Source organism: Flavobacterium sp., assembly GCF_046293665.1.
Taxonomy (GTDB): Bacteria; Bacteroidota; Bacteroidia; order Flavobacteriales; family Flavobacteriaceae; genus Flavobacterium.
Map to the genome: position 1 here is coordinate 23,288 of NZ_JBKBOL010000012.1, position 20,811 is coordinate 44,098.

23 protein-coding genes are annotated in these 20,811 nt (G+C 33.5%); 18 read left to right on the plus strand and 5 right to left on the minus strand.

Going from position 1 to position 20,811, the window contains the following annotated elements:
* Positions 1-32: 32 nt before the first annotated feature.
* On the minus strand, positions 33-1,835 hold the full coding sequence (locus ACK4R1_RS13875) for a serine hydrolase (RefSeq protein ID WP_409688271.1): 1,803 nt from the start codon (positions 1,833-1,835) through the stop codon (positions 33-35).
* Positions 1,836-2,138: 303 nt separating this feature from the next.
* Complete coding sequence (locus tag ACK4R1_RS13880) at positions 2,139-2,780, minus strand: DUF6266 family protein (RefSeq protein WP_409688274.1); 642 nt, start codon at positions 2,778-2,780, stop codon at positions 2,139-2,141.
* Positions 2,781-3,250: 470 nt separating this feature from the next.
* On the opposite strand from ACK4R1_RS13880, the gene ACK4R1_RS13885 reads away from it, so the two are divergent.
* The 13 genes from ACK4R1_RS13885 to ACK4R1_RS13945 all read left to right on the plus strand — a co-directional run bounded on the left by ACK4R1_RS13885 (position 3,251) and on the right by ACK4R1_RS13945 (position 13,159).
* Positions 3,251-4,252 (plus strand): hypothetical protein, encoded by a 1,002-nt coding sequence (locus ACK4R1_RS13885; RefSeq protein WP_409688277.1) that lies wholly within the window; start codon positions 3,251-3,253, stop codon positions 4,250-4,252.
* Between the two features lie 151 nt (positions 4,253-4,403).
* Positions 4,404-5,198, plus strand: a complete 795-nt coding sequence (locus ACK4R1_RS13890) for a DUF6794 domain-containing protein (protein ID WP_409688280.1) — start codon at positions 4,404-4,406, stop codon at positions 5,196-5,198.
* Positions 5,199-5,430: 232 nt separating this feature from the next.
* Positions 5,431-6,018, plus strand: coding sequence for a hypothetical protein (locus ACK4R1_RS13895; RefSeq protein WP_409688283.1), 588 nt, complete (start codon positions 5,431-5,433; stop codon positions 6,016-6,018).
* A 171-nt stretch (positions 6,019-6,189) separates the two neighbouring features.
* A complete protein-coding gene (locus ACK4R1_RS13900; RefSeq protein WP_409688286.1) occupies positions 6,190-6,849 on the plus strand; it encodes a hypothetical protein in 660 nt (219 codons plus the stop codon).
* A gap of 188 nt (positions 6,850-7,037) precedes the next feature.
* Positions 7,038-7,604 (plus strand): hypothetical protein, encoded by a 567-nt coding sequence (locus ACK4R1_RS13905; protein ID WP_409688289.1) that lies wholly within the window; start codon positions 7,038-7,040, stop codon positions 7,602-7,604.
* Between the two features lie 165 nt (positions 7,605-7,769).
* Complete coding sequence (locus ACK4R1_RS13910) at positions 7,770-8,267, plus strand: YcxB family protein (RefSeq protein WP_409688292.1); 498 nt, start codon at positions 7,770-7,772, stop codon at positions 8,265-8,267.
* Positions 8,268-8,420: 153 nt separating this feature from the next.
* On the plus strand, positions 8,421-9,134 hold the full coding sequence (locus ACK4R1_RS13915) for a hypothetical protein (protein WP_409688295.1): 714 nt from the start codon (positions 8,421-8,423) through the stop codon (positions 9,132-9,134).
* A gap of 99 nt (positions 9,135-9,233) precedes the next feature.
* Positions 9,234-9,395 carry a hypothetical protein gene (locus ACK4R1_RS13920; RefSeq protein ID WP_409688298.1) on the plus strand — a complete coding sequence of 54 codons (162 nt, stop codon included), beginning with the start codon at positions 9,234-9,236 and terminating at the stop codon, positions 9,393-9,395.
* Between the two features lie 28 nt (positions 9,396-9,423).
* On the plus strand, positions 9,424-10,014 hold the full coding sequence (locus ACK4R1_RS13925; RefSeq protein WP_409688301.1) for an outer membrane beta-barrel protein: 591 nt from the start codon (positions 9,424-9,426) through the stop codon (positions 10,012-10,014).
* Between the two features lie 177 nt (positions 10,015-10,191).
* Complete coding sequence (locus tag ACK4R1_RS13930) at positions 10,192-10,782, plus strand: hypothetical protein (RefSeq protein ID WP_409688304.1); 591 nt, start codon at positions 10,192-10,194, stop codon at positions 10,780-10,782.
* 257 nt (positions 10,783-11,039) lie between these two features.
* Complete coding sequence (locus tag ACK4R1_RS13935; RefSeq protein ID WP_409688306.1) at positions 11,040-11,330, plus strand: hypothetical protein; 291 nt, start codon at positions 11,040-11,042, stop codon at positions 11,328-11,330.
* A gap of 255 nt (positions 11,331-11,585) precedes the next feature.
* Positions 11,586-12,119 carry a hypothetical protein gene (locus ACK4R1_RS13940; protein ID WP_409688309.1) on the plus strand — a complete coding sequence of 178 codons (534 nt, stop codon included), beginning with the start codon at positions 11,586-11,588 and terminating at the stop codon, positions 12,117-12,119.
* A gap of 248 nt (positions 12,120-12,367) precedes the next feature.
* Positions 12,368-13,159 (plus strand): tetratricopeptide repeat protein, encoded by a 792-nt coding sequence (locus ACK4R1_RS13945; RefSeq protein ID WP_409688312.1) that lies wholly within the window; start codon positions 12,368-12,370, stop codon positions 13,157-13,159.
* A 77-nt stretch (positions 13,160-13,236) separates the two neighbouring features.
* Here ACK4R1_RS13945 and ACK4R1_RS13950 read toward each other — a convergent pair whose 3' ends face one another.
* Positions 13,237-13,500, minus strand: coding sequence for a helix-turn-helix domain-containing protein (locus tag ACK4R1_RS13950; protein ID WP_409688315.1), 264 nt, complete (start codon positions 13,498-13,500; stop codon positions 13,237-13,239).
* A gap of 417 nt (positions 13,501-13,917) precedes the next feature.
* Here ACK4R1_RS13950 and ACK4R1_RS13955 point away from each other — a divergent pair, with 417 nt between their 5' ends.
* The 4 genes from ACK4R1_RS13955 (at position 13,918) to ACK4R1_RS13970 (ending at position 16,429) form a co-directional block, all read left to right on the plus strand.
* Positions 13,918-14,556: a class I SAM-dependent methyltransferase gene (locus ACK4R1_RS13955; protein WP_409688318.1), complete on the plus strand. Its 639-nt coding sequence runs from the start codon at positions 13,918-13,920 to the stop codon at positions 14,554-14,556.
* A 377-nt stretch (positions 14,557-14,933) separates the two neighbouring features.
* The gene (locus tag ACK4R1_RS13960) at positions 14,934-15,347 is read left to right on the plus strand and encodes a hypothetical protein (protein WP_409688320.1); all 414 of its coding nucleotides are present in this window, start codon (positions 14,934-14,936) and stop codon (positions 15,345-15,347) included.
* A gap of 13 nt (positions 15,348-15,360) precedes the next feature.
* Positions 15,361-15,738 carry a hypothetical protein gene (locus ACK4R1_RS13965; RefSeq protein WP_409688323.1) on the plus strand — a complete coding sequence of 126 codons (378 nt, stop codon included), beginning with the start codon at positions 15,361-15,363 and terminating at the stop codon, positions 15,736-15,738.
* The gene (locus tag ACK4R1_RS13970) at positions 15,716-16,429 is read left to right on the plus strand and encodes a peptidylprolyl isomerase (RefSeq protein WP_409688326.1); all 714 of its coding nucleotides are present in this window, start codon (positions 15,716-15,718) and stop codon (positions 16,427-16,429) included. The genes ACK4R1_RS13965 and ACK4R1_RS13970 overlap by 23 nt, the downstream gene beginning before the upstream one ends.
* Positions 16,430-16,448: 19 nt before the next feature.
* Here ACK4R1_RS13970 and hutH read toward each other — a convergent pair whose 3' ends face one another.
* Together hutH and ACK4R1_RS13980 are read right to left on the minus strand one after the other, a co-directional pair.
* Entirely contained in the window at positions 16,449-17,951 is a 1,503-nt protein-coding gene (gene hutH / locus ACK4R1_RS13975) for a histidine ammonia-lyase (RefSeq protein ID WP_409688329.1), read from the minus strand.
* 231 nt (positions 17,952-18,182) lie between these two features.
* The gene (locus ACK4R1_RS13980; protein ID WP_409688332.1) at positions 18,183-18,344 is read right to left on the minus strand and encodes a hypothetical protein; all 162 of its coding nucleotides are present in this window, start codon (positions 18,342-18,344) and stop codon (positions 18,183-18,185) included.
* Between ACK4R1_RS13980 and thrA the strand changes: the two genes are divergently transcribed.
* A complete protein-coding gene (gene thrA, locus ACK4R1_RS13985; protein WP_409688335.1) occupies positions 18,343-20,790 on the plus strand; it encodes a bifunctional aspartate kinase/homoserine dehydrogenase I in 2,448 nt (815 codons plus the stop codon). The two genes, ACK4R1_RS13980 and thrA, sit on opposite strands and share 2 nt — an antisense overlap.
* The last annotated feature ends 21 nt before the right edge of the window (positions 20,791-20,811 follow it).

Sequence of the window (20,811 nt, forward strand, 5' to 3'; positions counted from 1 at the left end):
CCATAATAGACTGAATTGATACAATTAAACCTCTACAACTTCCGTTTCGCTGTAAACTTTCCATTAGGCTGAATTAAAATCACATTTTTAATGGTTTTATCAGCTTCTTCTACAAACTCTACTTTAAATCCTTCAAGGGTTTTAAAGGAAAACTTATGCTTGTCGGTGGCTAACAATTCGTATTCCGGTTGTCCCGGTACAAACAAAAAAAGTTTATCCTCATTTTTAATATAAGTTTTAATCGTTATTCCTGCCAATTCATAATCGCCGACATATTGAGCCAAAACCTCTTTACTGACTTTTATAGTACTAGGTTTGTGCTTAAATTCAATTGGATCCAACATCGCTTCTAATTTTATTTTTACTGAAGCAATCTCACCACTTTCATTGGTAGCAAAATTAAAACGGGTATTACCACCACTATCTGTTGTATCAATCACTTTTTTATGCACTTCAAAAGGTTCAAAAATATCATAATGAGTATGTCTCAAATAAAGTTTTTTAAACTTAAAATTTGCAAATAACGAATCGTTTTCATTGGCTATGGTAAACTCACCATAACCCGGATTACTGTATTTTCCGGTATAATCTTGTAAAATGTGAGACGGTTTAGTATGGGCTACTTTTGAAGAAGTTGCTTTTTTCTTAGCCTCACTTTCTGCTTTTTTGGCCTTAGCCATATCTTCTGTATAAATTTTTACATAATCGGTTTTGTTCACTTTCAAGATATAATCTGAAATGGTATTCCTAACTAGGCCCGGAACAGCTGAACCATCTTGATTGGCCAATACTACTATCCCAATATTATCACTTGGAAACAAAGTAACATCGGCTGAAAAACCATCAATATTGCCACCATGACTTACTCGGTAATGTCCTTTATACGATTTTAAAGACCAGCCATAACCATAGTTAGCAAAATGAATATCCGGGTTTTCTTTATCTGGTAAGGCGGCGCTAACCACCATTTGAGAACTCATGGCTTCCTGAATATAACTCTCCGGAATAAGCTCTTGCCCTTTAAACTTTCCTTTGTTAAGCCAAGTAATCATCCAATTTGACAGGTCATTCACACTACTGTTAATACTTCCGGCCGGACTCATACCCGAAATATCATAATAATCCATTTTGCTGATAATAGTCTCTTTCTTTAATTGATAACCAAAAGCCGCATTGGTAGCGGTCTTCATTTCTCCAATTGACGTATTAGACCTGGTCATGCCCAGCGGTGTGAAGAAACGCTCTTTGATATTGTCTTCCCAACTTTTTCCGGTGATACGCTCGGCAATAACACCTTGGGTTAAAAACATAAAATTGTTGTACAACCATTTTTCTCTTACGCCGGCAAACGGCTCCTGATGCGCCAAGCGTTGTATCAAACTGTCTTTAGAGGTTGTGGGAAAAAAATACCACGAAAAATCATGACGCGACATGCCGGTTCTATGACACATCAAGTCTTTAATGATAATATTCTCATTCATCTTATCATTAAAAAATTTCAACTCAGGAACATATTTTCGTGGGCTGTCATCCAAAGACAACTTCTCTGCTGCACGTAATTGTCCTAAGATAGCCGAAGTAAACGCTTTTGTAGTAGAGCCAATGGCAAACAAAGTATTGGCATCTACCGGAATCTTATTTTCATAATCGCGATACCCAAAACCTTTTGCATAAATAATCTTATCACCTTCAACCACTGCCACTGCAAATCCGGCTGCTTTGGCCGTGACCAAAATCTTGTTTAGTTCAACCTCAATCCCTTTTAGTCGTTTGTCTTGTTGTGCCAATGCCATAGCCGAGTAGCCAATAGCAAATAAGAATAATAATTTTTTCATGTTTTGTTTGGTTTAGGTTTAAAGGCAATAGCGCTATAAGAGAGAGAAAAGCCTTAGAAATATCAAATATAGTTTTTTTATAGAGAATAGAAACTAGAAGTTAGAAGCAAGAGGCAAGAATCGAGAGGCAAGACGTAAGAGAAAAGGGTTTAGAAAATAGAAACGAGAAGTAAGAAAACAGGATGTAGCAAAAGTGTCTAGTTGAAGACCTACAAAAGTCTTGCTTCTCGTTTCTCGTCTCTCGATTCTTGCCTCTCGTCTCTCACATCTAGTTTCTTGCTTCTTGCTTCTCATTTCTATCCTCTATCCTATCGTCACCGCTCCCATATAAACACTAGTAGCATAACTTTTTCCATCGGCTGCTGCAAATGTTATCCAGCTTTGTACCTGTAAACCGTTAAAATAAGTTGGCATATCAAGATTAATTGTTCCATCAGATCGTACAGCTGCATTGAGCAAAGAATAATACAAGTTTTCTGTCGGAGCATAAATCACTACTACCAGTTGGTCAGTAGGTTTAGCGGTACCTTGCCCTGAGTTGTCTACCCAACTATAGGTAATTTTATCACCACCCGGGACTGCTACTGTGGGGTTTTGCACGCCCAGCAAATCGCCTTTACTAATTTGCACTTTGTTGTATACCATCACAAAGTTTGGATCAACATAGTTAACGGCTTCTTTCATGTGGTAAGACATGGCTTGGTTGCGGCGGGTGAGTTCTCCACTGCCCGACCCATAGTAACGGGTAATCACGTTGCTAATAGGGGTTAAAAACTCGCTTACGGTGGTAAACTTTAACCGTTGCAGCATTTGAGTTTCTGTTGGCGTGCGGTCTGTCTTTTTAGGTAGTGAGCGCAATATGTCTTTACCTCGCCAACTGGCACCTACCACGGTACCAACTTTTCCTGAAAACGGGCCTAGTATGCCCTTGTTGTATGTTCCCATAATGTTTTAGTTTTTTGGGATTAATAAATATTTCCTCAGCCCGGTTTGGTCACTGATTAAGAACAAAGCTATAGTGCGGTTTTAAGGCACACAAGTGGCTGACTACCAATGACCGGTTTTGACCGGTTTTGATGTTTGTTGACTACTCATGACTACTGATGACTAGTATTGACTAGTCAAATTGTTCCTTTTTAATGACCGGCTTCGGGTGTTGTTCGGGTAATGTTGGGGTTTTGTTCGCAAAACGGGTACTTTTTGCGAGGGAAGTGTGGAGGAAGTGTGGAGGAAACTCCCCTCACTATAAACATTTTTAGTTAATAACTTAACTAAAATCCTACTTATAAGGGTTGTTAACTCGTGCGAAATTTTGTAGGTTTGATTAACAATAGCAGATGTGATTTTGATTTTTATAATGTATATCTGTTAGTTGTGCGTAATACCTGAGACCATACAATTAAAATTCAACATTTATGAATGAAATAATAGATAAACTAGAAGATTTAATTATTCAGTTAGAAGATAGTGTTGCTACTAACAACAGCATGAAAATTGAAATTTTAATTGACACAAAAAACAAGTTAGGATTGTACGTACAAAAGTTTTTTAATTCAAAAGAAGAATATACTAAAATTTTAGCTGGAATTAATAGCAAACCGGCAAATGTGAATGATTATAGAACTTCTGTATCAGAATTAAAAAGTTTAGCATCAACATTAATACAAGATTTAGAATTTTCTAAAAATGACTTTTCATTGATGACAGAAAAGGAGAAGAATGAAATAATAAGTAAGACTAAAAAAGAATTTGAAGAAGAAAAAAGAAAAATTGACAATGAAGCTAATGAAATACGAAAGTTAAGAATAGAATTGCAAAATGAAAAAGAGAATTTAATAAATGAAGAGAAAAAATTTGATGAGTTTAAAACAAAATTGGAAATCGCTGACAAACAACTAGATTTTCAATTTGAGGCAGAAAAAAATAAAAAATCAGCGAATATGTGGGCTATAATTACAGGAGCTTTGATTGTTCTTCTTTTGGTCATTCTGTTTTTCAGTCTAGACTCTAATAAATGCTTTTCAGAAATAGCTATCAGTGTCAAAAAACAGATGCTTGGGAAAGGAGAAAAGATTGACTTACTAGTTTCAAATACTATTTACTTTACTTATTATAAATTTTTAATTACAAAGTTATTTTTATACTCAATTTTTATCTTCGGAATAGTATTTTGTATTAAAAACTATAATGCTCAAATGCATAATACAATAATAAATATGCACAAAGCAAATGCTATGAAATCAACTCTAAGTTTATTAAATACTGCAAAATCAGATGATGGAAATGATAAACTTTTAATGCAAGCAACTCAAGCAATCTTCTCTCATCAACAAACTGGGTATGGAGGAAAGGAGAACGAACCTACAAGTCCAAATCTAGTAACGAATGTTATTGACTCAGTTAGTAAAAAGTTATAGGTACTACGCACAACAGCAGTTTCGCGCTATTGCTAGTTTGCTTTGTTACCTTGACGTTTTTTCTTCACGAGAAATATTTATCTTTAACAGAAAATAATCAGGTCGCTGGCTTTGCCACTATTTCAAGACGTAAGACGTTAGGCACAATGTTATGAAACAACTGCTATCAATAACATATTTCATTTTTGCAACCGTAATTTGCTTTGGTCAGACCAATGATAAAAAATCAAAGTCAGAGGACAAAGTTAGATTTACGACAGATTCTTTAAATGGAATTTACATTCCAAAAGATTTAGAGGATAGCTTTAAACAAATAAACACATTTTGGCCAGACAGTACAAGAACCAAATTAAAGCAATTGTCAGAAGATGAATTTTCAGGAAGGGTACATCTAGGATTTGGAATGTGGTTGAGAAATAATTGGCAACTTTGGGCAGGTTCAAGACTTTCAAAGTTTTTTAATGATAAGGGAATTTTTCATCCCGATGATATGTCCGGAATTATTTTGCAAAGTTATCACCGACATTTGAATAACAAAGAAATCGATTTAGATAAGCAAATTCAATATTATAAAGATTACTGGGAAAATTCAAAAAAAATACAACTCTCTAGAAAAGAAGAAAAATTTGCCAAATATAAAATTGGCAACACAGTTGATTTTAGCTATCGAAAAGGATTTGTCAGCGATTTGCAAGAGAAAAAATATGATGATGATATCTGTAATGCAAAAGGAATAATTACTGAGTTAAATTTCAAAGATTTCCTCATTAAAGTGAAAATAATTGAAACTTGTGATAAAAAAGGAATTGTCTATTATGACAATGATGGTTACAGAATTTATAATCCTAAAACAAGAGAATGGAGTGACCCAAAAAAACGAATAATTAAGCGAGTTAAAAAAAATAAAGAGATTTGGTTTGATTATGAAGATTGGGAGCCAAAATAGGACACAACACTTTGCCTAACAGCAGTTTGTGATAATGGCTGGATTGCTTTGTTACCTTGACGTTTTTTCTTCACAAAAAATATTTATCTTTAACAGAAAATAATTAGTTCGCTGGCTTTGCCACTATTTCAAGCTGCAAGACGTTAGTGTGAATTTTACAGAAATCCGTTAAATGAGAACATCTCTAATATTTATTGCCTTGCTATTTCTGAGTTGCAGAAATTCAAAAAAAATGGAATCAACTCAGGAAATAAAAGAAATTCCAACCAAATCTGCTAAAAGAAATATTAACTCAGATGCAAAATTATTAGATAGCACTTACAGATGTGAAAACGACAAATTCATTTCAGTGCTTGAAGAAATACCAAATACAGAATCTAATGCCTATAAATTAACTATTTTCTCAAAACACTCAAACGACACAATAATCAAATTTTTAGACACAAGACCTCAAATGTCTAAGATTAGATATTGTAACGAATTTTATACTGTTGTTGGCTTTCCATGTGGTGGTCCATGTTATTCTAGAGTATTCATCTTTACAGATAAAAACAGACCAAGCGAACAATATGCTTATCCACAAGAAACAAAAAACAACGCAAATATCATTGCGCACATTGAAGATGAAAAGTTTGAAAATTTAATTATTCATAATTTTTTTACCGGTAAAGAATTAACTGTAAATATATCAGACAGTAATCCATGGAATTACGGTCAAATGGATTCTATGGTAGTAGAAAAAAACGATTTAATTCTTTATTATCAATCCAAAGGAGAAAAACAGATAATCAAAAAAGTTAACTTAAAAACTATATTCTAAAAAAACTACCACTAACAGCAGTTTCGCGCTATTGCTGGTTTTTCTTGAATTGAACTTCTTTCTTCACGAAAATATTTTATCTTAGCAGAAAGTACACAGTTGCGCTGGAATCGCAACTATCACAATCTGCGGCACGTTATAGCTCATTTAATAACCCTTATAAACAAAGAAATGAATTTTTTAAAGAAATTATTTGGCACGAAAGAAGCAAAAAAAGAATTTACAGATGAAGATTTTCAAAATCATTATGAAGAAAAATCAGTCGGATTGGAAAAAGTTCTTGGAAAATCACACGATATAGTTGGTCATGCAATCATTCCTTTTGAAATCGGTGGTGCGGTTGATATGTATTATTATCCAAATGGAATTCAAGGCACTGGCTTTGCAACAATGGAATTGATAAAACCTGATGGTAATGGACCAAAACCAAATCGATTGGGAACTTATGAATTAGTTGGATTCACCAAACATAATTACAATAGTGACGAAACAGAAACAACAGACTTCAATAAAATCGAAAGACGTTTATGTGGAATTTTTACTGGAATTGGTAACTATTCATTTATGGCAAAATTAGAACCCGGTGAAACTTGTGAATTTCCCGGAGAAGAAAACGAACCAAATAAATGTATTCTTTTCGACAATTATGAACCCGAAGGAAAACAATTTTATATCGGTAATAAAAAACATGGTTTACTTTTGACAATGGAAATACTTAAAGATGAAATGGAATTCGCAAGACAGAATGGTTCGGGTAAATTAATAGAAAAGCTCAAAGAAAAAGGTGTTTTTCCATATTCTGATTTGGATAGAAATTCAGTACTGAATTAAACGAGCTATAACAGCAGTTTCGCGCTATTGCTGGTTTTTATTTTTACGTATTCACTAAAAACGTTTATCTTTAACAGGAAATAATCAGTTCGCTGGCATCGACACTATCTCTAGTCGCAAGACGTTAGCGGCTATTTTGAGAACTCCAATCCATAACGAGAAATTCTAGTACCGATAAAAATTAAAACATGAAAATATTAATATGCAGATTTTTCGTTACTATCCTAATTATTTCGTTCGTTTCATGTAAAGACAATAAAAATGAAAAAGTAAAAAGCGTGAATAAAACAACAGTTTTAGAATATAAATCTCGCCTTGATGAGTATAGCAATGAAGAAAATAAGGCTCGTCCTTATTTATTATTTATAAAGAAAATCGTCTCACCAGAAAAAACTACATTTATTTATAGTTATAAAAATTACAATCGTGTTGATTCATTAGTTTTCTTTAAAGATTCTGTTATAATGAATAATGAAAAACTACAATTGTTAAGAACAAAGACTATAAATTTTAAAGCGAATGTTCAAAAAGTTAAAAAATACCAGTACATTGATCGTTCATCAAATATTTTTGTGATTGATTCTCTAGGACTTATTTTGCAGCATGGCCAAACGCACCCATACGGAACTGTTAGACGTGTATATAATCCCGAAGATAATAATACTTTGTACAATGAAATCATTGAAGATTCGTTATTTTTTAGTTTTGAGTTTGATTTCAAACAGTTGAAAGAATATTTACACTTAAAAAAATAAAAACAGCCACTAACAGCAGTTTCGCGCTATTGCTGGTTTTTATTTTTACGCATTCACTAAAAATATTTATCTTTAACAGAAAATAATCCGTTCGCTGGCATCGACACTATCTTTAGTCGCAAGACGTTATGATCAATTTATTAAACCATTCTGCTAAAAAAGAACATGCATATTAAAACTAAAATAGACACTAAAAAGTATCTAAAACTTATGTTTTACTTGACTTACAAAAAACCATTAATAATATTGATGCATTTAATTGGTGTCGTAACGTTTATTTATTCTTTATTGTATTTTTCAGGTATTATAATCTTGGAAGAAATGCCCTTAATTCCACTGATTTTTGGTTTTATAATGACTTTTATGATTCCGATTTCATTATATAAAAATTTTAAAAAGAATTTTTTATCAAATAAAAGAATTCAAGAAAATATAGAATATGAATTTACCAATGTAAAAATGAAAATCATTGGAGAAAGTTTTAATTCTGAGCTGGAATTAAACAAAGTCCATAAAATTGTTGAGTTGAAAAACTGGTTTTTAATATACCAAAGTGAGCAAGTAGCTAATCTAATTCCAACAGAAAATCTGAATGAGAATGAAGTGAAAGTTTTGCGTGAAATTTTTAGAAATCAATCAAACGTGAAATTAGAGCTAAAATAAACTGCTCATAACAGCGGTTTCGCGCTATTGCTGGTTTTTCTTGAATTGAACTTCTTTCTTCACGAAAATATTTTATCTTAGCCGAAAGTACGCAGTTCCGTAGTTCGCAACTAACGAGAAGCGGCGATACGTTATGAGAAATTTTCAGAACCTATGAATATAAAACACCTTTTATTGATTGTGTTAACACTTACATCAATAGACATCAATGCACAGAAAAAAATTAAATTCAAAGATTTAAATCTCAAAACTGCTCTTTTAGATTTAGGATATGATTTTAATAAAAATCAAGAAATTGAAATTTCAGAAATCGATACTGTCAAAAAATTAAACATTTCGAAGAGAAACATTAATCGCTTGGATGATTTGATTCATTTTAAAAGTCTAAGAATCCTAAATGCTATGACAAACAACATTCCTAATCTTGATGTTTTTTTCAATAATTCAGTAATTGAAGAGTTATATGTTGGAGAGAACAAACTAGGAAAAAAATTAGTTTTAAAAAACTTACCAAAATTAACTGGTTTATTCGCTTTTAGAAATAGTATAGAAAGCATTGAGTTAGTGAATACTGACAAAATTGAACAAATGTATCTACAAGGGAATTTTCTACAAACATTTGAATTCAAAAATCTTTCAAAACTAAGATCATTACAACTTGATGAAAACACTAAGCTAACTAAAATTGATGTTACTAAAAATGTTGAACTAAAACAGCTTTATTTGAGAGAAACATTAATAACCAAACTAGACATCACAAACAATTTGATTTTAAAAACTTTATACATTGAACAAAATGTTGAACTTATCAAAACCAAAGAGCAAGAAAATTTAAAAGCAATGCCGGTAATTCGATCATCAAATTAAAAAAACTACCACTAACAGCAGTTTGTGATACATTGTAGGTAATTTTACCGCAGACTCGGAGAATTCAATAACCGAACGCAATTTTAAAAAAAATGACTCATGAAAAAACTAATTTTATTATTTGGAATATTAATCGTAACAAATAATATTTCTTGTTCAAAAGATGATGATAAAACTCCTTGTTCTGAATTAAATATTCAAAGCCCAGCAGACCTAACTTGTGAAGAAATTGCTGAAGAATATGATTGTAGTTGTGAGTAAATAGAAAAAAGTTAATAAAATTAAAATCATGAGATTAAGAATTATAGTAATATTATTAATATTTTTTACTATAAAATCATTTTCACAAGATTCTAAATTTAGTATTGATGCTAATTATCCGATTGCGATTGGCGACAATTTTTTAGGGCAGAATTATAATGGATTAGTTGACTTAGGAGCCAAATATAAATTTTCGGACAATAAAATAGTAGATATAGGAGCTTCTATAAATTTTGGCATTTTTCAGAATACAAAATCCGGTGCCACTGCCATGAATCAACTTTTTGATGTCAAAATATTTCCAATACAACCTCGAATATTTGCAGAATTTAATATTCAGAATTTAAAAAAATTGCATCCTCAAATTGGATTAGGATATTCAATAATAATTTATGACGCAGTTTGGAGGGAAAATACAAATGCGGATTTACCTTCGGATATTAACAATAATGAGAATGGTTTTAATTTTAATATTGGATTATTCTATGATTTGACTCACAAATTATTCTTGCAAGCACAATATGACTTTATAAAGATTGGAGTTGAAGATGGAATTCCTGATAAAAGTTATAATACGAATATTAACATACTTAAATTTGGAATTGGATACCGAATCTAGAAAAACTACCTACAACAGCCGTTAACCGCTATTGCTGGGTTTTGTTGGCTTCTAGTCTATTTTTCACGTAAAACTATTATCTTAGCAGACAGTACACAGTTCGCTGGATTCGCTACAGTCGGATAGCGGCCAAACGTTGTGTGCAATTTACTCAAAACTGGAATCTAAACTTAAACAATGAAAAAACTAACCTTAATCATTTTCTTTATTGCATTCAATGTGTTTTCTCAAGCTAATGAAGCCCGTATCAATCAACTCCGAAGCGAAACAAAGATCGACAATCAAGATAAAGCAATTTTCAATTTATTAGATGAATTTTACACACAAGCCTTACAATCAGATTTGGGTGAATTAAGTCCTGATACACCAAAAAAAATTGATAAACTATATCAAAATAAAAAAACTAAAAATCGACATTTACTATTAATGTTTATGGCATACCAAAATCACATAAGTCAAACGGCAGCTGTTGGTAAAAAATCAAATACAAAATTTCAAGTAGAATTAATGACAGACTTAGCTTATGAGTTTAAAAATATTTTTAATAAAATACCTGTATTAATTTACATCTACAAATTTGAAGCTTTGGACACAAGTGGACAAAATGAGGAAGCTGCAAAAGTTCTTAATGAAGGGTTGACAGAATATCCAGATTCAATTCCTTTAAAAGTCTATAATTTTCTGATTTCTAAAGATGAAGCTATAAAAACTGATTTGATTACTAACCATTCTAATCATTGGATGGTGAAGCAATTTGAAATCAGATAAACTGCCCCCGCTACCGCACTAAACCGAAGGTTCGACGAAGACAATCCTTTCGTGTGGTTACACCTCCATCCATCTTTATAAGAGTTTTAATTTGATAAATTGCACAAAAAACATGTATTATTAAGGATTGATTCCTACCTTTAAATTAGGTAAATTTGAAAAAAAACTGACTCTGATATTGTTTATATGTTATGCTTATCAGGTAGTTAGCGGCAACCTTTGAAAAAAATTGCTTTAATCAACACTTTAATATAAAAATGAAACTGTATAAATTACTTTATAAATTTTCTCTATTCGTTGGTTTATTGCTATTAGTTGTCGGGATTATACAAAAATCATCCGACATTTCTGCAAGAGGAATAACCTTTAGTAAATATGGAAATATATCTTACGGAATTCTCGATGAAAATGGAACTTTATTTCTTTCTTTTGGATGTTTACTATTGAGCTTATGGAGCCGAAAAGTTTTTTTGGATTTAGAAAAGGAAAGACAACAAAAACTTAAGAATGAAAAGCAAGAATTTAGGCAGAATAAAAGAAAAAGATAAGGCAGCCGCTAACAGCCGTTTCTCGCAATTGCGAATTTTGTGGTAAGTTCACGTTCAGTTTTCGCAATAATATTTATCTTAGCCGAAAGTACGCAGTTCCGTAGTTCGCAACTGACGAGAAGTGGCGAAACGTTATAAGCCATTTTTTAACAAACCCGTAAATTCAACATGAAATTTAATTCTATTCTACTTTTCTTTCTAATATCATTTGCTTCCAACTCACAAAATAGCTTCGAGGGAGTAATTTCCTTTAAATTGAAATTCATATCAAAAGATACTCTTCAAAGTCTTAGAATTGATGAAGAAAATAAATTCAAATTAATGGAAGGTGACAGCATTAAAATGCTTTATTCAAAATTTGGCCATATCAAGCATCAATATTTAAATAGCGGAGAATCAGGAATTGACTATTACTTAATCCTTTCAAACGGTACTAGATACCGAAAGCTAAAATCTGGTAATAATGACAATCCATCAAACAAAGTAAAGTTTTTAGGTAAGTTTAAAGCGGAAAATCAAATTGTAATGGGAATGAACTGTGAATGTTACCAGTATCATTTTAAAACTCCTAAAACAAAATTATTGACAGAAACTTTCTGCTTTAGTAAAACATCTCCTATAATTGATTACAGATTATTTGGCTTAGAAAGTAATCTTGCTGACCGAGATTTTTTTGAAACTGCTGAGCGTCCATTTTTAAAACACACCATAGAATCTCCAAATCATATAATCGACTATACTGCTTATAAAATTGAGGTTAAAAATATTCCAACAGAAGAATTCAAATAAAAACGGCTTACAACAGCGGTTTCTCGCTATTGCCCGGCTACCGCACTAAACCGAAGGTTCAACGAAAGTCAATCCTTTCGTGTGTTAACCGCTACTGCACTGTTATACTGTGTTAATGTCATCAAACTGCTACAATGAGTCATCTCCGCTGCAATACAAAATTTAATTCGTCTAAGTTAAGGCAATCCAATAAAGCTAACTCTGCAGTAAAAAAAATCTATGTAATAAATATAATATGAAAATCTAATATGAAAACAAAAATCCTCATCCTTACTTTAACACTTTTTGTAAACACCGTTTCATTCTCTCAAAATGATTATTTTAAAGGAAAACGCCTTTATTGTGATATGCCAAAAGATAGTGAATCAAAAAAGAGGTTTAAGCTAGGGATAGAATGCATACAACGTAATTTGTATATAGGTGCTGCCAATAAAATCTTTCAGGAATTAATTGCTAAAGACAGCACGTTTTGTGATGCCTATTTTTTTGCGGGATATACTTTTAAAATTAGTAACATGCCAGAAGATGCTCTTTTCATGTATTATATGGCCGACAGCTTATCCAATAATAAGTCTATTGAGTTCAAACAAAACCTTGCAGCTTTAAGTCTGCAAATAGGTAATGACACCTTTGCCAGAAAAAAGTTTAAGGAAATGACCACCTATTTTCCCGGCAGCCCCGAAGGATTTTATGGGATAGCTTTATCAAGTACCACAATTGGAGATGTAGATTATGGGTTGATAAATATAAATCTTGCAGAAGCAAGATACCCTACAGAAAATAAAGATGCTCAATTCCTGAAAGCCATTTTACTCAATTTGAATGGAAAATACCAAGAATCTATAGTATACTTCGAAAAGGTACAATCTGAATTTTCCAAAGATGACCACTTTAACGGCAGCTACGCATTGAGCCTCTACGAAGTAGCCACGATCAACAATGATGAAAAAATGCTCAAAAAAGCAAGAAAGCATTATGACAAAGTAATAAACAAAAGCAATCTGACAGATTACATTAAAGCAAAATTTGAAAAGACATAAACATAAGATCAAACAAGAAGAAACAGCCCTATCTCTAGAGCTGTTGCACGTGGTATTTGATTATAAATTAATTGAATTCATTGGTCATCAAACCGTTTAGACTGGTCTTCGTGTTTTATAATGCTATTGAGCACTTCCTGTATGAAGAAGTTTTTAGGATACAGGTATTGCCTGCCCACCATAGTACAAGGTATTTGTCCATTTTTACGCAGGCGGTATAACTTAGACGGACTGCATTTGAGCAGCTTTTCCATTCGGTGGCTGTCTAAAAATTCTTCATCGGGCACCATAGTTCTTGGTGCTTCTATACAGGCTTTTAATTCAATTATTGCCTTTAACAATATCTTAAATTCTTTACTGCTCATAGGTTACAATATGGGTTAGGAATTAACAGCAACTTATAATTTGTAAGCTAATTTAGACATTCACGATTTATTATGCAAGAAAAAGTGTAATTTATTATAAGTTAGAGGTAAGGAGTTAGAAGCAAAAGGTAAGAGAAATAGATATAATAGAGTATAAAGTTGAATACATACGAAATCTAACTTCTCGTCTCTCATTAACTGTTAAATACTCCATTGCTAATACCAACTAGCCTACCTTGTGAAATACTCAAAAAAAAAAAATCTTAACCAATGCTGTCATCAGCTTTGAAAATACTAAGTTTAATTTTAATTATCTTTAAAGCAAACTTTTAAAAATCTCACTATTGATACCAAGCTGTGGCAAGCAATAGTATATTTTAAAACAACTTCACAATGGACAAATACAAAGAAACATTTGACACTTGGAACAACATTGCTTCTCTATACCAAGACAAGTTTATGCACCTAGACTTGTATAATGACTCTTATGACTATATCTGCAATACTGTGACTAAACAAAATGCAAAATTATTAGAAATTGGTTGCGGACCGGGAAATATTACCAAATACCTGCTGTCTAAAAGGGCCGATTTTGACATTTTCGGAATCGATATTGCTCCAAATATGATTGAATTGGCAAAAGCGAATAACCCTTCAGCCAATTTTGCAGTTATGGACAGCAGACAAATTAATAATCTTGATACCAAATATGACGGAATCATCTGTGGATTTTGCTTGCCGTATTTGTCGCCTACTGAAAGTAACGAACTGATTTCAAACGCTTACGACTTACTAAACGAAAACGGATTAATCTATTTAAGTTTTGTAGAAGGTAATCCCAATAAATCTGATTTTAAAGTGAGTAACGCAGGACGAGTTTACTTTCAGTTTCATAATTTAGAAGACTTAATAGCACAACTGAACCAAATGAAATTTGACGAAATAAAAACTTTCAAAGTCAAATACAAAACATCCGAAACAGAATTTGACATACACACAATACTGACAGCGAAAAAGAAAAGCATCCCATAAGATTGGTTTTATGCTATTATAATTAACAAAAAACACCAAAAAGAAAATTTTAGACAGAAAATAAACAAAAGCCAAATACGGGATAGCCGTTTGGAACAATTACGGACTTGAGATTTTCCCTGTTTTATCTTATCTTGAAGGTTTGGGACAAAAAAGAAGTTTTATCAATATTATATCGCCATAATTATTGCAAACCGAATTTTCTTTTGTAATATTAGTAACATATGTTAGCAACTTACAAGCTAACATGCATTTACAATCAATTATACTAAAAAATAGCTTTGTTTTTCAGATTCATTTCAACAATACGCCATTACTATCGGTAATTAACTTACCTTGTGACGTGCCATAATTCCTTAGCATTTAATAAATTAAAAATGAAACAGAAAATCTTAACCTACGCCGTCATCAGTTTTGCCATTATAAACGTTTGGACTTTATACATGTTCTTTGACTATTTTATCGAGAAGGATCAAATAATGCACAGTTTAGGCTTATTCCTTAACTTTGTGTATACCGCGGTAGCAGCTGTTGTGCATGGTAGTATTTTGGTCCTAATTAGGTTGGGATTCTATTCTCAAAAAAAAGCCAATCCTTTACAAGCCAATTTCTTGTATGTACTTAGTGGACTATTCAACCTAAACATCTTTATCATTTGGGCAGTAAGTTTATCACTAAACATTTTAGAACTGGGAAGCGGTAGATTACAAATAACCGCGATTGCTTCTTTATTACTCGGAATTGTTATACTTTTAGATATCTATAAATCAAATTTTAAATCAACAATTTAAATGTAGTATCGCCATGTTGAAGTATATTTTACTTTGGTTCCCCATGGTTGTTTTAGCTATCATCAACGGAACAGCAAGAGATTTGTGGTATAAAAAGCATATTAACGGTTTGGCAGCTCACCAAATCTCTACGGTATCGCTAATAGTACTTTTGGGTATATATATCTTCTTTGTTCTTAAAAAATATCCTCCTCAATCAGAAACTGAATCGTTACTCATAGGATTGTTATGGATGATAATGACATTAGCTTTTGAATTTGGTTTCGGGCTTTACAGAGGTAATTCATTAACACAATTATTAGATGCCTATAATATCATGAAAGGACAATTATGGTTGTTAATTCCCGTTTGGATTATTTTAGCACCCTATGTATTTTTTAAAATACAATAAAACCATTTTAGAGATATATAAAGACAACTGGCATCACTTCAATAACAATCGTTACACCAACAAAAACCCAAACATGCAAAAGCTACTCCTTGTATTCCTTATACTTCTCACAATCGGCTGCAAAGAAACCGAATTCAATACATCATGGACGAAAGAACAAGCACCAGAATCCTTCACTGCACGGTTTGAAACCACCAAAGGCGACTTTGAAATGGAAATTACCCGAAGTTGGTCACCTCAAGCAGCCGATAGACTTTACCAATTAATCAAACATGGTTATTATGACAATGCCATATTTTACCGAGTAGTACCCGATTTTGTGGCACAATTTGGCAACACTGACACTAAACAAATGCAAGAGTGGAAAAGCATCAAAATCCCCGACGAGCCTGTGTTACATAGCAACACCCGAGGCACTATCAGCTTTGCCCGTTTTGGGAAAGACTCGCGCGATTTAGAAGTTTTTATCAATCTAAAAGACAATAAAATTCTAGACACTTTAAATTTTGAAGGTGTAAAAGGTTTTACCCCTATCGGTAAGGTTAAAAAAGGCATGGAAACAGTAGACAAATTATATTCAGGCTATGCCGAAAAACCTATGAATGACTCCAACTTATACCAAAACCGCGACTTGTTTTACCAAACCTTCCCAAAGTTAGATTTGATTAGAAAAGCTTATCTCGTTGAGTGATTTGAATACAATTAATTAATTACTCCTCCAAATCAATCATAAAACTGTTCAAAAACGCTACCGAGTTTTCAATGTCGTAGTGTAGAATTCTGTCTTCTTTGACCAAAGGTACTTCTGCCCTATACGATTTCAAAAATGACTCAATAAATTCACTTGATTTCAAAGGTTGTCTGAAAGCAATCGCCTGAGAAGCATTCATCAGCTCAATGGCTAAAATGCGTTCCAAGTTTTCCATAATGCGAAGTGTTTTCGTAGCAGCATTCGCACCCATACTCACATGGTCTTCTTGTCCATTGGAAGAAACAATACTATCAACACTAGCCGGCGTTGCCAACTGCTTATTCTGACTGGCAATACTCGCCGCAGTATATTGCGGAATCATAAAGCCTGAGTTCAATCCGGGATTGTCAACCAAGAAAGCCGGTAAACCTCGCAATCCTGAGATTAATTGGTAAGTTCTTCTTTCAGATATACTTCCCAATTCGGCCAAAGCCAAGCCTAAAAAGTCTAAGGCCAAAGCCAATGGCTGTCCGTGGAAATTACCACCTGAAATGATTATATCTTCGTTTTTAAAGATATTGGGATTATCAGTAACCGAATTGATTTCAGTTTTGAATACTTTTTTTACATAATCAATCGTGTCCTTCGAAGCACCATGCACTTGAGGAATACAACGGAAAGAATAAGGATCTTGTACGTGTGCTTTAGGTTGGGCAATGATTTGACTGTCTTCCAATAATTCTCGCATGCGTTTAGCCGTTACGATTTGCCCTTTGTGCGGACGAACATAATGAATCAATTCGTCAAAAGGCTCAATTCTTCCGTCAAAACCTTCTAAAGATATAGCCGATATCACATCTGCTAAATACGAGTATTTCATTGCTTTCAATAAAATGTAACTGCCATAAGCACTCATAAATTGGGTTCCGTTCAATAGCGCCAAACCTTCCTTAGATTGCAAAACAATCGGTTGCCAACCCATTTTTTCTAATACTTTTTTCGAAGGCTGACGAAATCCGTCATAATATACTTCGCCTTCGCCTAACAATGGCAATGACAAATGAGCCAATGGCGCCAAATCACCACTTGCGCCAAGCGAACCTTGAGTATAAATAACAGGAAGTATATCATGGTTATAAAAATCCACCAAACGTTCCACCGTTTGCAATTGCACACCGGAATGGCCGTAACTCAAAGACTGTATTTTAAGCAACAACATCAACTTTACAATTTCCTGAGGCACTTCTTCTCCTGTCCCACAGGCATGTGATTTTACTAAATTTTCTTGAAGCTGAGATAAATTTTCATTCGATATTTTCACATTACATAACGAACCAAAGCCGGTATTAATCCCATAAATAGGTGCCTCATTTGAAGCCATTTTTTGGTCTAAATAATCACGACATTGTTGAATGTTGATTTTGGCTTCCTCTGAAAGGGCTAACGTTTTGTGCTCTGAAATGATCTCTTGTAAAGTCTCTAAAGTCAATACTTCCGTACTGATGTAATGCGAATGCTCCATTTTTAGTCAGGATTAAAAGCCCAAAATTCCGCAAACGATTGTTAAAAAACAACAATTTAACAGAGTATTTTTTGAGAATTCATTAAAAAAAGCAGCTTTAGAATATTGATACAAATAAAATCCTTTTGGTTAAACAAAATTATTGCGATATTCTTAAAAATTTAAGGAAACCTTTTTTAATTCCTAAAAAGTCATACATTTGAAATTCATGATGTCAACGTTAGCTAAATATCAATTCTCTTTTACAACCAACACTTTGGTTGTGGCTTTTGGCGCAACCACATCAACAACTACAACCCCGTTTGGGGTATAATTTTCACATATAATCCATTTGACATGTACTTTCGCAAGAGAGCAAATCATCATTCCTAACTCATAACTCAAACAAGTCATGATAGCATTAAAATTCGGCGGTACTTCAGTTGCTAATGCTGAGAATATTTCAAAAACCATAGCGATAGTCGCCAACAAAAGCAAAGAAAACCAACTCGCCGTAGTCGTTTCGGCCTTTAGTGGCGTAACTGATTTGTTAATTTTGGCCGGAAAAACCGCCGCTGAAAAAGACAAAGGATACAAAGATATCGTAAGTCAAATCGAGAAAAAACACAAAGACGCCATAGAGGAATTGATTTCTTTAAGCGAACAAAGCGAAATTATCGATACGATCAACAGTAATATCAACCATTTAAAAACATTATTAGACGGATGCTATCTCTTGGGCGAATTAACCAACAGAACGGCTGATATTGTGGCTGGTTTTGGCGAATTGTTGTCTTCACAAATCATCGCCGTAGCTCTGAAACAAAAGGTCAACAATTCAGCTTTTAAAGACAGTCGAGAAGTGATTAAAACCAATTCCAACTTCGGAAAAGCTGCGGTTGATTTTGACATTACCAATAAACTGATAACAGATTACTTCAAAAACAATTCAACTCAAGTAACCTTATTTCCCGGTTTTATTGCTTCATCACTTGACGGTAACACAACAACTTTAGGTCGTGGCGGTTCCGATTATACAGCTGCGATTATTGCGGCAGCCGTAAAAGCCGATGTTTTAGAAATCTGGACTGACGTAAACGGAATGTTCACAGCTAATCCAAAAAGCGTTAAGCAAGCCCAACCGATTGAAACAATTTCCTATCAGGAAGCGATGGAGTTGTCTCATTTTGGCGCCAAAGTATTGTATCCGCCAACGATTCAACCGGTATTAAAAGACAGTATTCCGATTTTCATTAAAAACACTTTTGAACCTGAAGTTTACGGAACCCTGATTTCCAATACACCTGAAGCGTCAAACAATCCGATTAAAGGAATTACCCATATCGATAATATTGCGTTATTAACGCTGGAAGGTTCAGGAATGGTTGGTGTTGCGGGCTCGTCTAAACGTTTATTCGAAGTGTTGTCCAATGAAAACATCAACGTCATTTTTATCACACAAGCTTCTTCTGAACATTCTATTTGTATCGGAATTTTAAATGCCGATGCTGATAAAGCCAAAACTGCCATCGACAAAGCTTTTGAAATGGAAATTGTGCAAGGTAAAGTTGATCCGTGTATCGTAGAAAAAGACCTGTGCATCGTTGCTCTCGTGGGCGAAAGCATGAAAAATCACCAAGGCATCAGCGGAAAAATGTTTAGCACTTTAGGCAAAAACAACGTTAATATTCGAGCCATTGCTCAAGGTGCTTCCGAAAGAAATATTTCTGTTGTCATCAATGAGAAAGACGTTAAAAAAGCTTTGAATACGCTACACGAACGCTTTTTTGAAGACAATACCAAGCAATTGAATTTGTTCGTTATGGGCGTAGGTAACGTTGGCGAAAAATTCATCGACCAAATCAGTCAGCAAAAGAAGTTCCTAAAAGAAAACCTAAAAATCAATGTGCGCGTCATCGCTTTGTCCAATTCTAGGAAAATGGTATTTGACGAGGATGGCATCAATTTAAAAGATTGGAAAGAAGTTTTAGACAATGGTGAAAAAGCGAATCCCAATAACTTTATTGCTCGCACCAAAGAGTTGAATTTACGCAACAGTATCTTTGTTGACATCACTGCCAATTATGACATTGCGAGTATTTATGACCAATTCTTAGGACAAAATATAGCCGTTGTTACCTGTAACAAAATTGCCTGTTCTTCGGAATACAACAACTATAAAAACCTCAAAAATTTATCCAGAAAATACAACGCGCCGTTTTTGTTTGAAACGAATGTCGGTGCCGGTTTACCCATCATCGATACGCTTAAACATTTAATTGCTTCTGGCGATAAAGTGAATAGAATCAATGCCGTTTTATCCGGAAGTTTGAACTTTATTTTTAACAATTTCAGCGACACTTATAATTTTCATGATGTAGTGAAAGAAGCAGGTGTTCAAGGATTTACAGAACCCGACCCGAAAATTGATTTAAGTGGTGTTGATGTGGCTCGCAAGATATTAATTCTCATTCGCGAAAGCGGTTACGAAATGGAAATGGATGACATTACCAACAATTCGTTCTTGCCTAAAGAATGTATGGAGACCACCAATAATGAGGATTTTTTCAAGTCCCTAACCAAACACGCCAGCCACTTTGATAATCTTTTGGCAGAAGCTAAAGCTAAAGACAGTCGATTGAAATTTGTAGCGTCTTTTGAGAACGGCAAAGCCAGCGTTGGGTTGCAATTTATTCCGGCTGACAGTCCGTTTTACAATTTGGAAGGAAAAGATAATATCGTGCAATTCTACACCGATCGCTATGTCGACCAACCTTTGTTAATCAAAGGCGCCGGTGCCGGAGCAGCAGTAACCGCTTCCGGTATTTTTGCAGATGTGGTTAGGATTGGAAATGTTTAAAAAATTGTTTCAAGTTTAAAG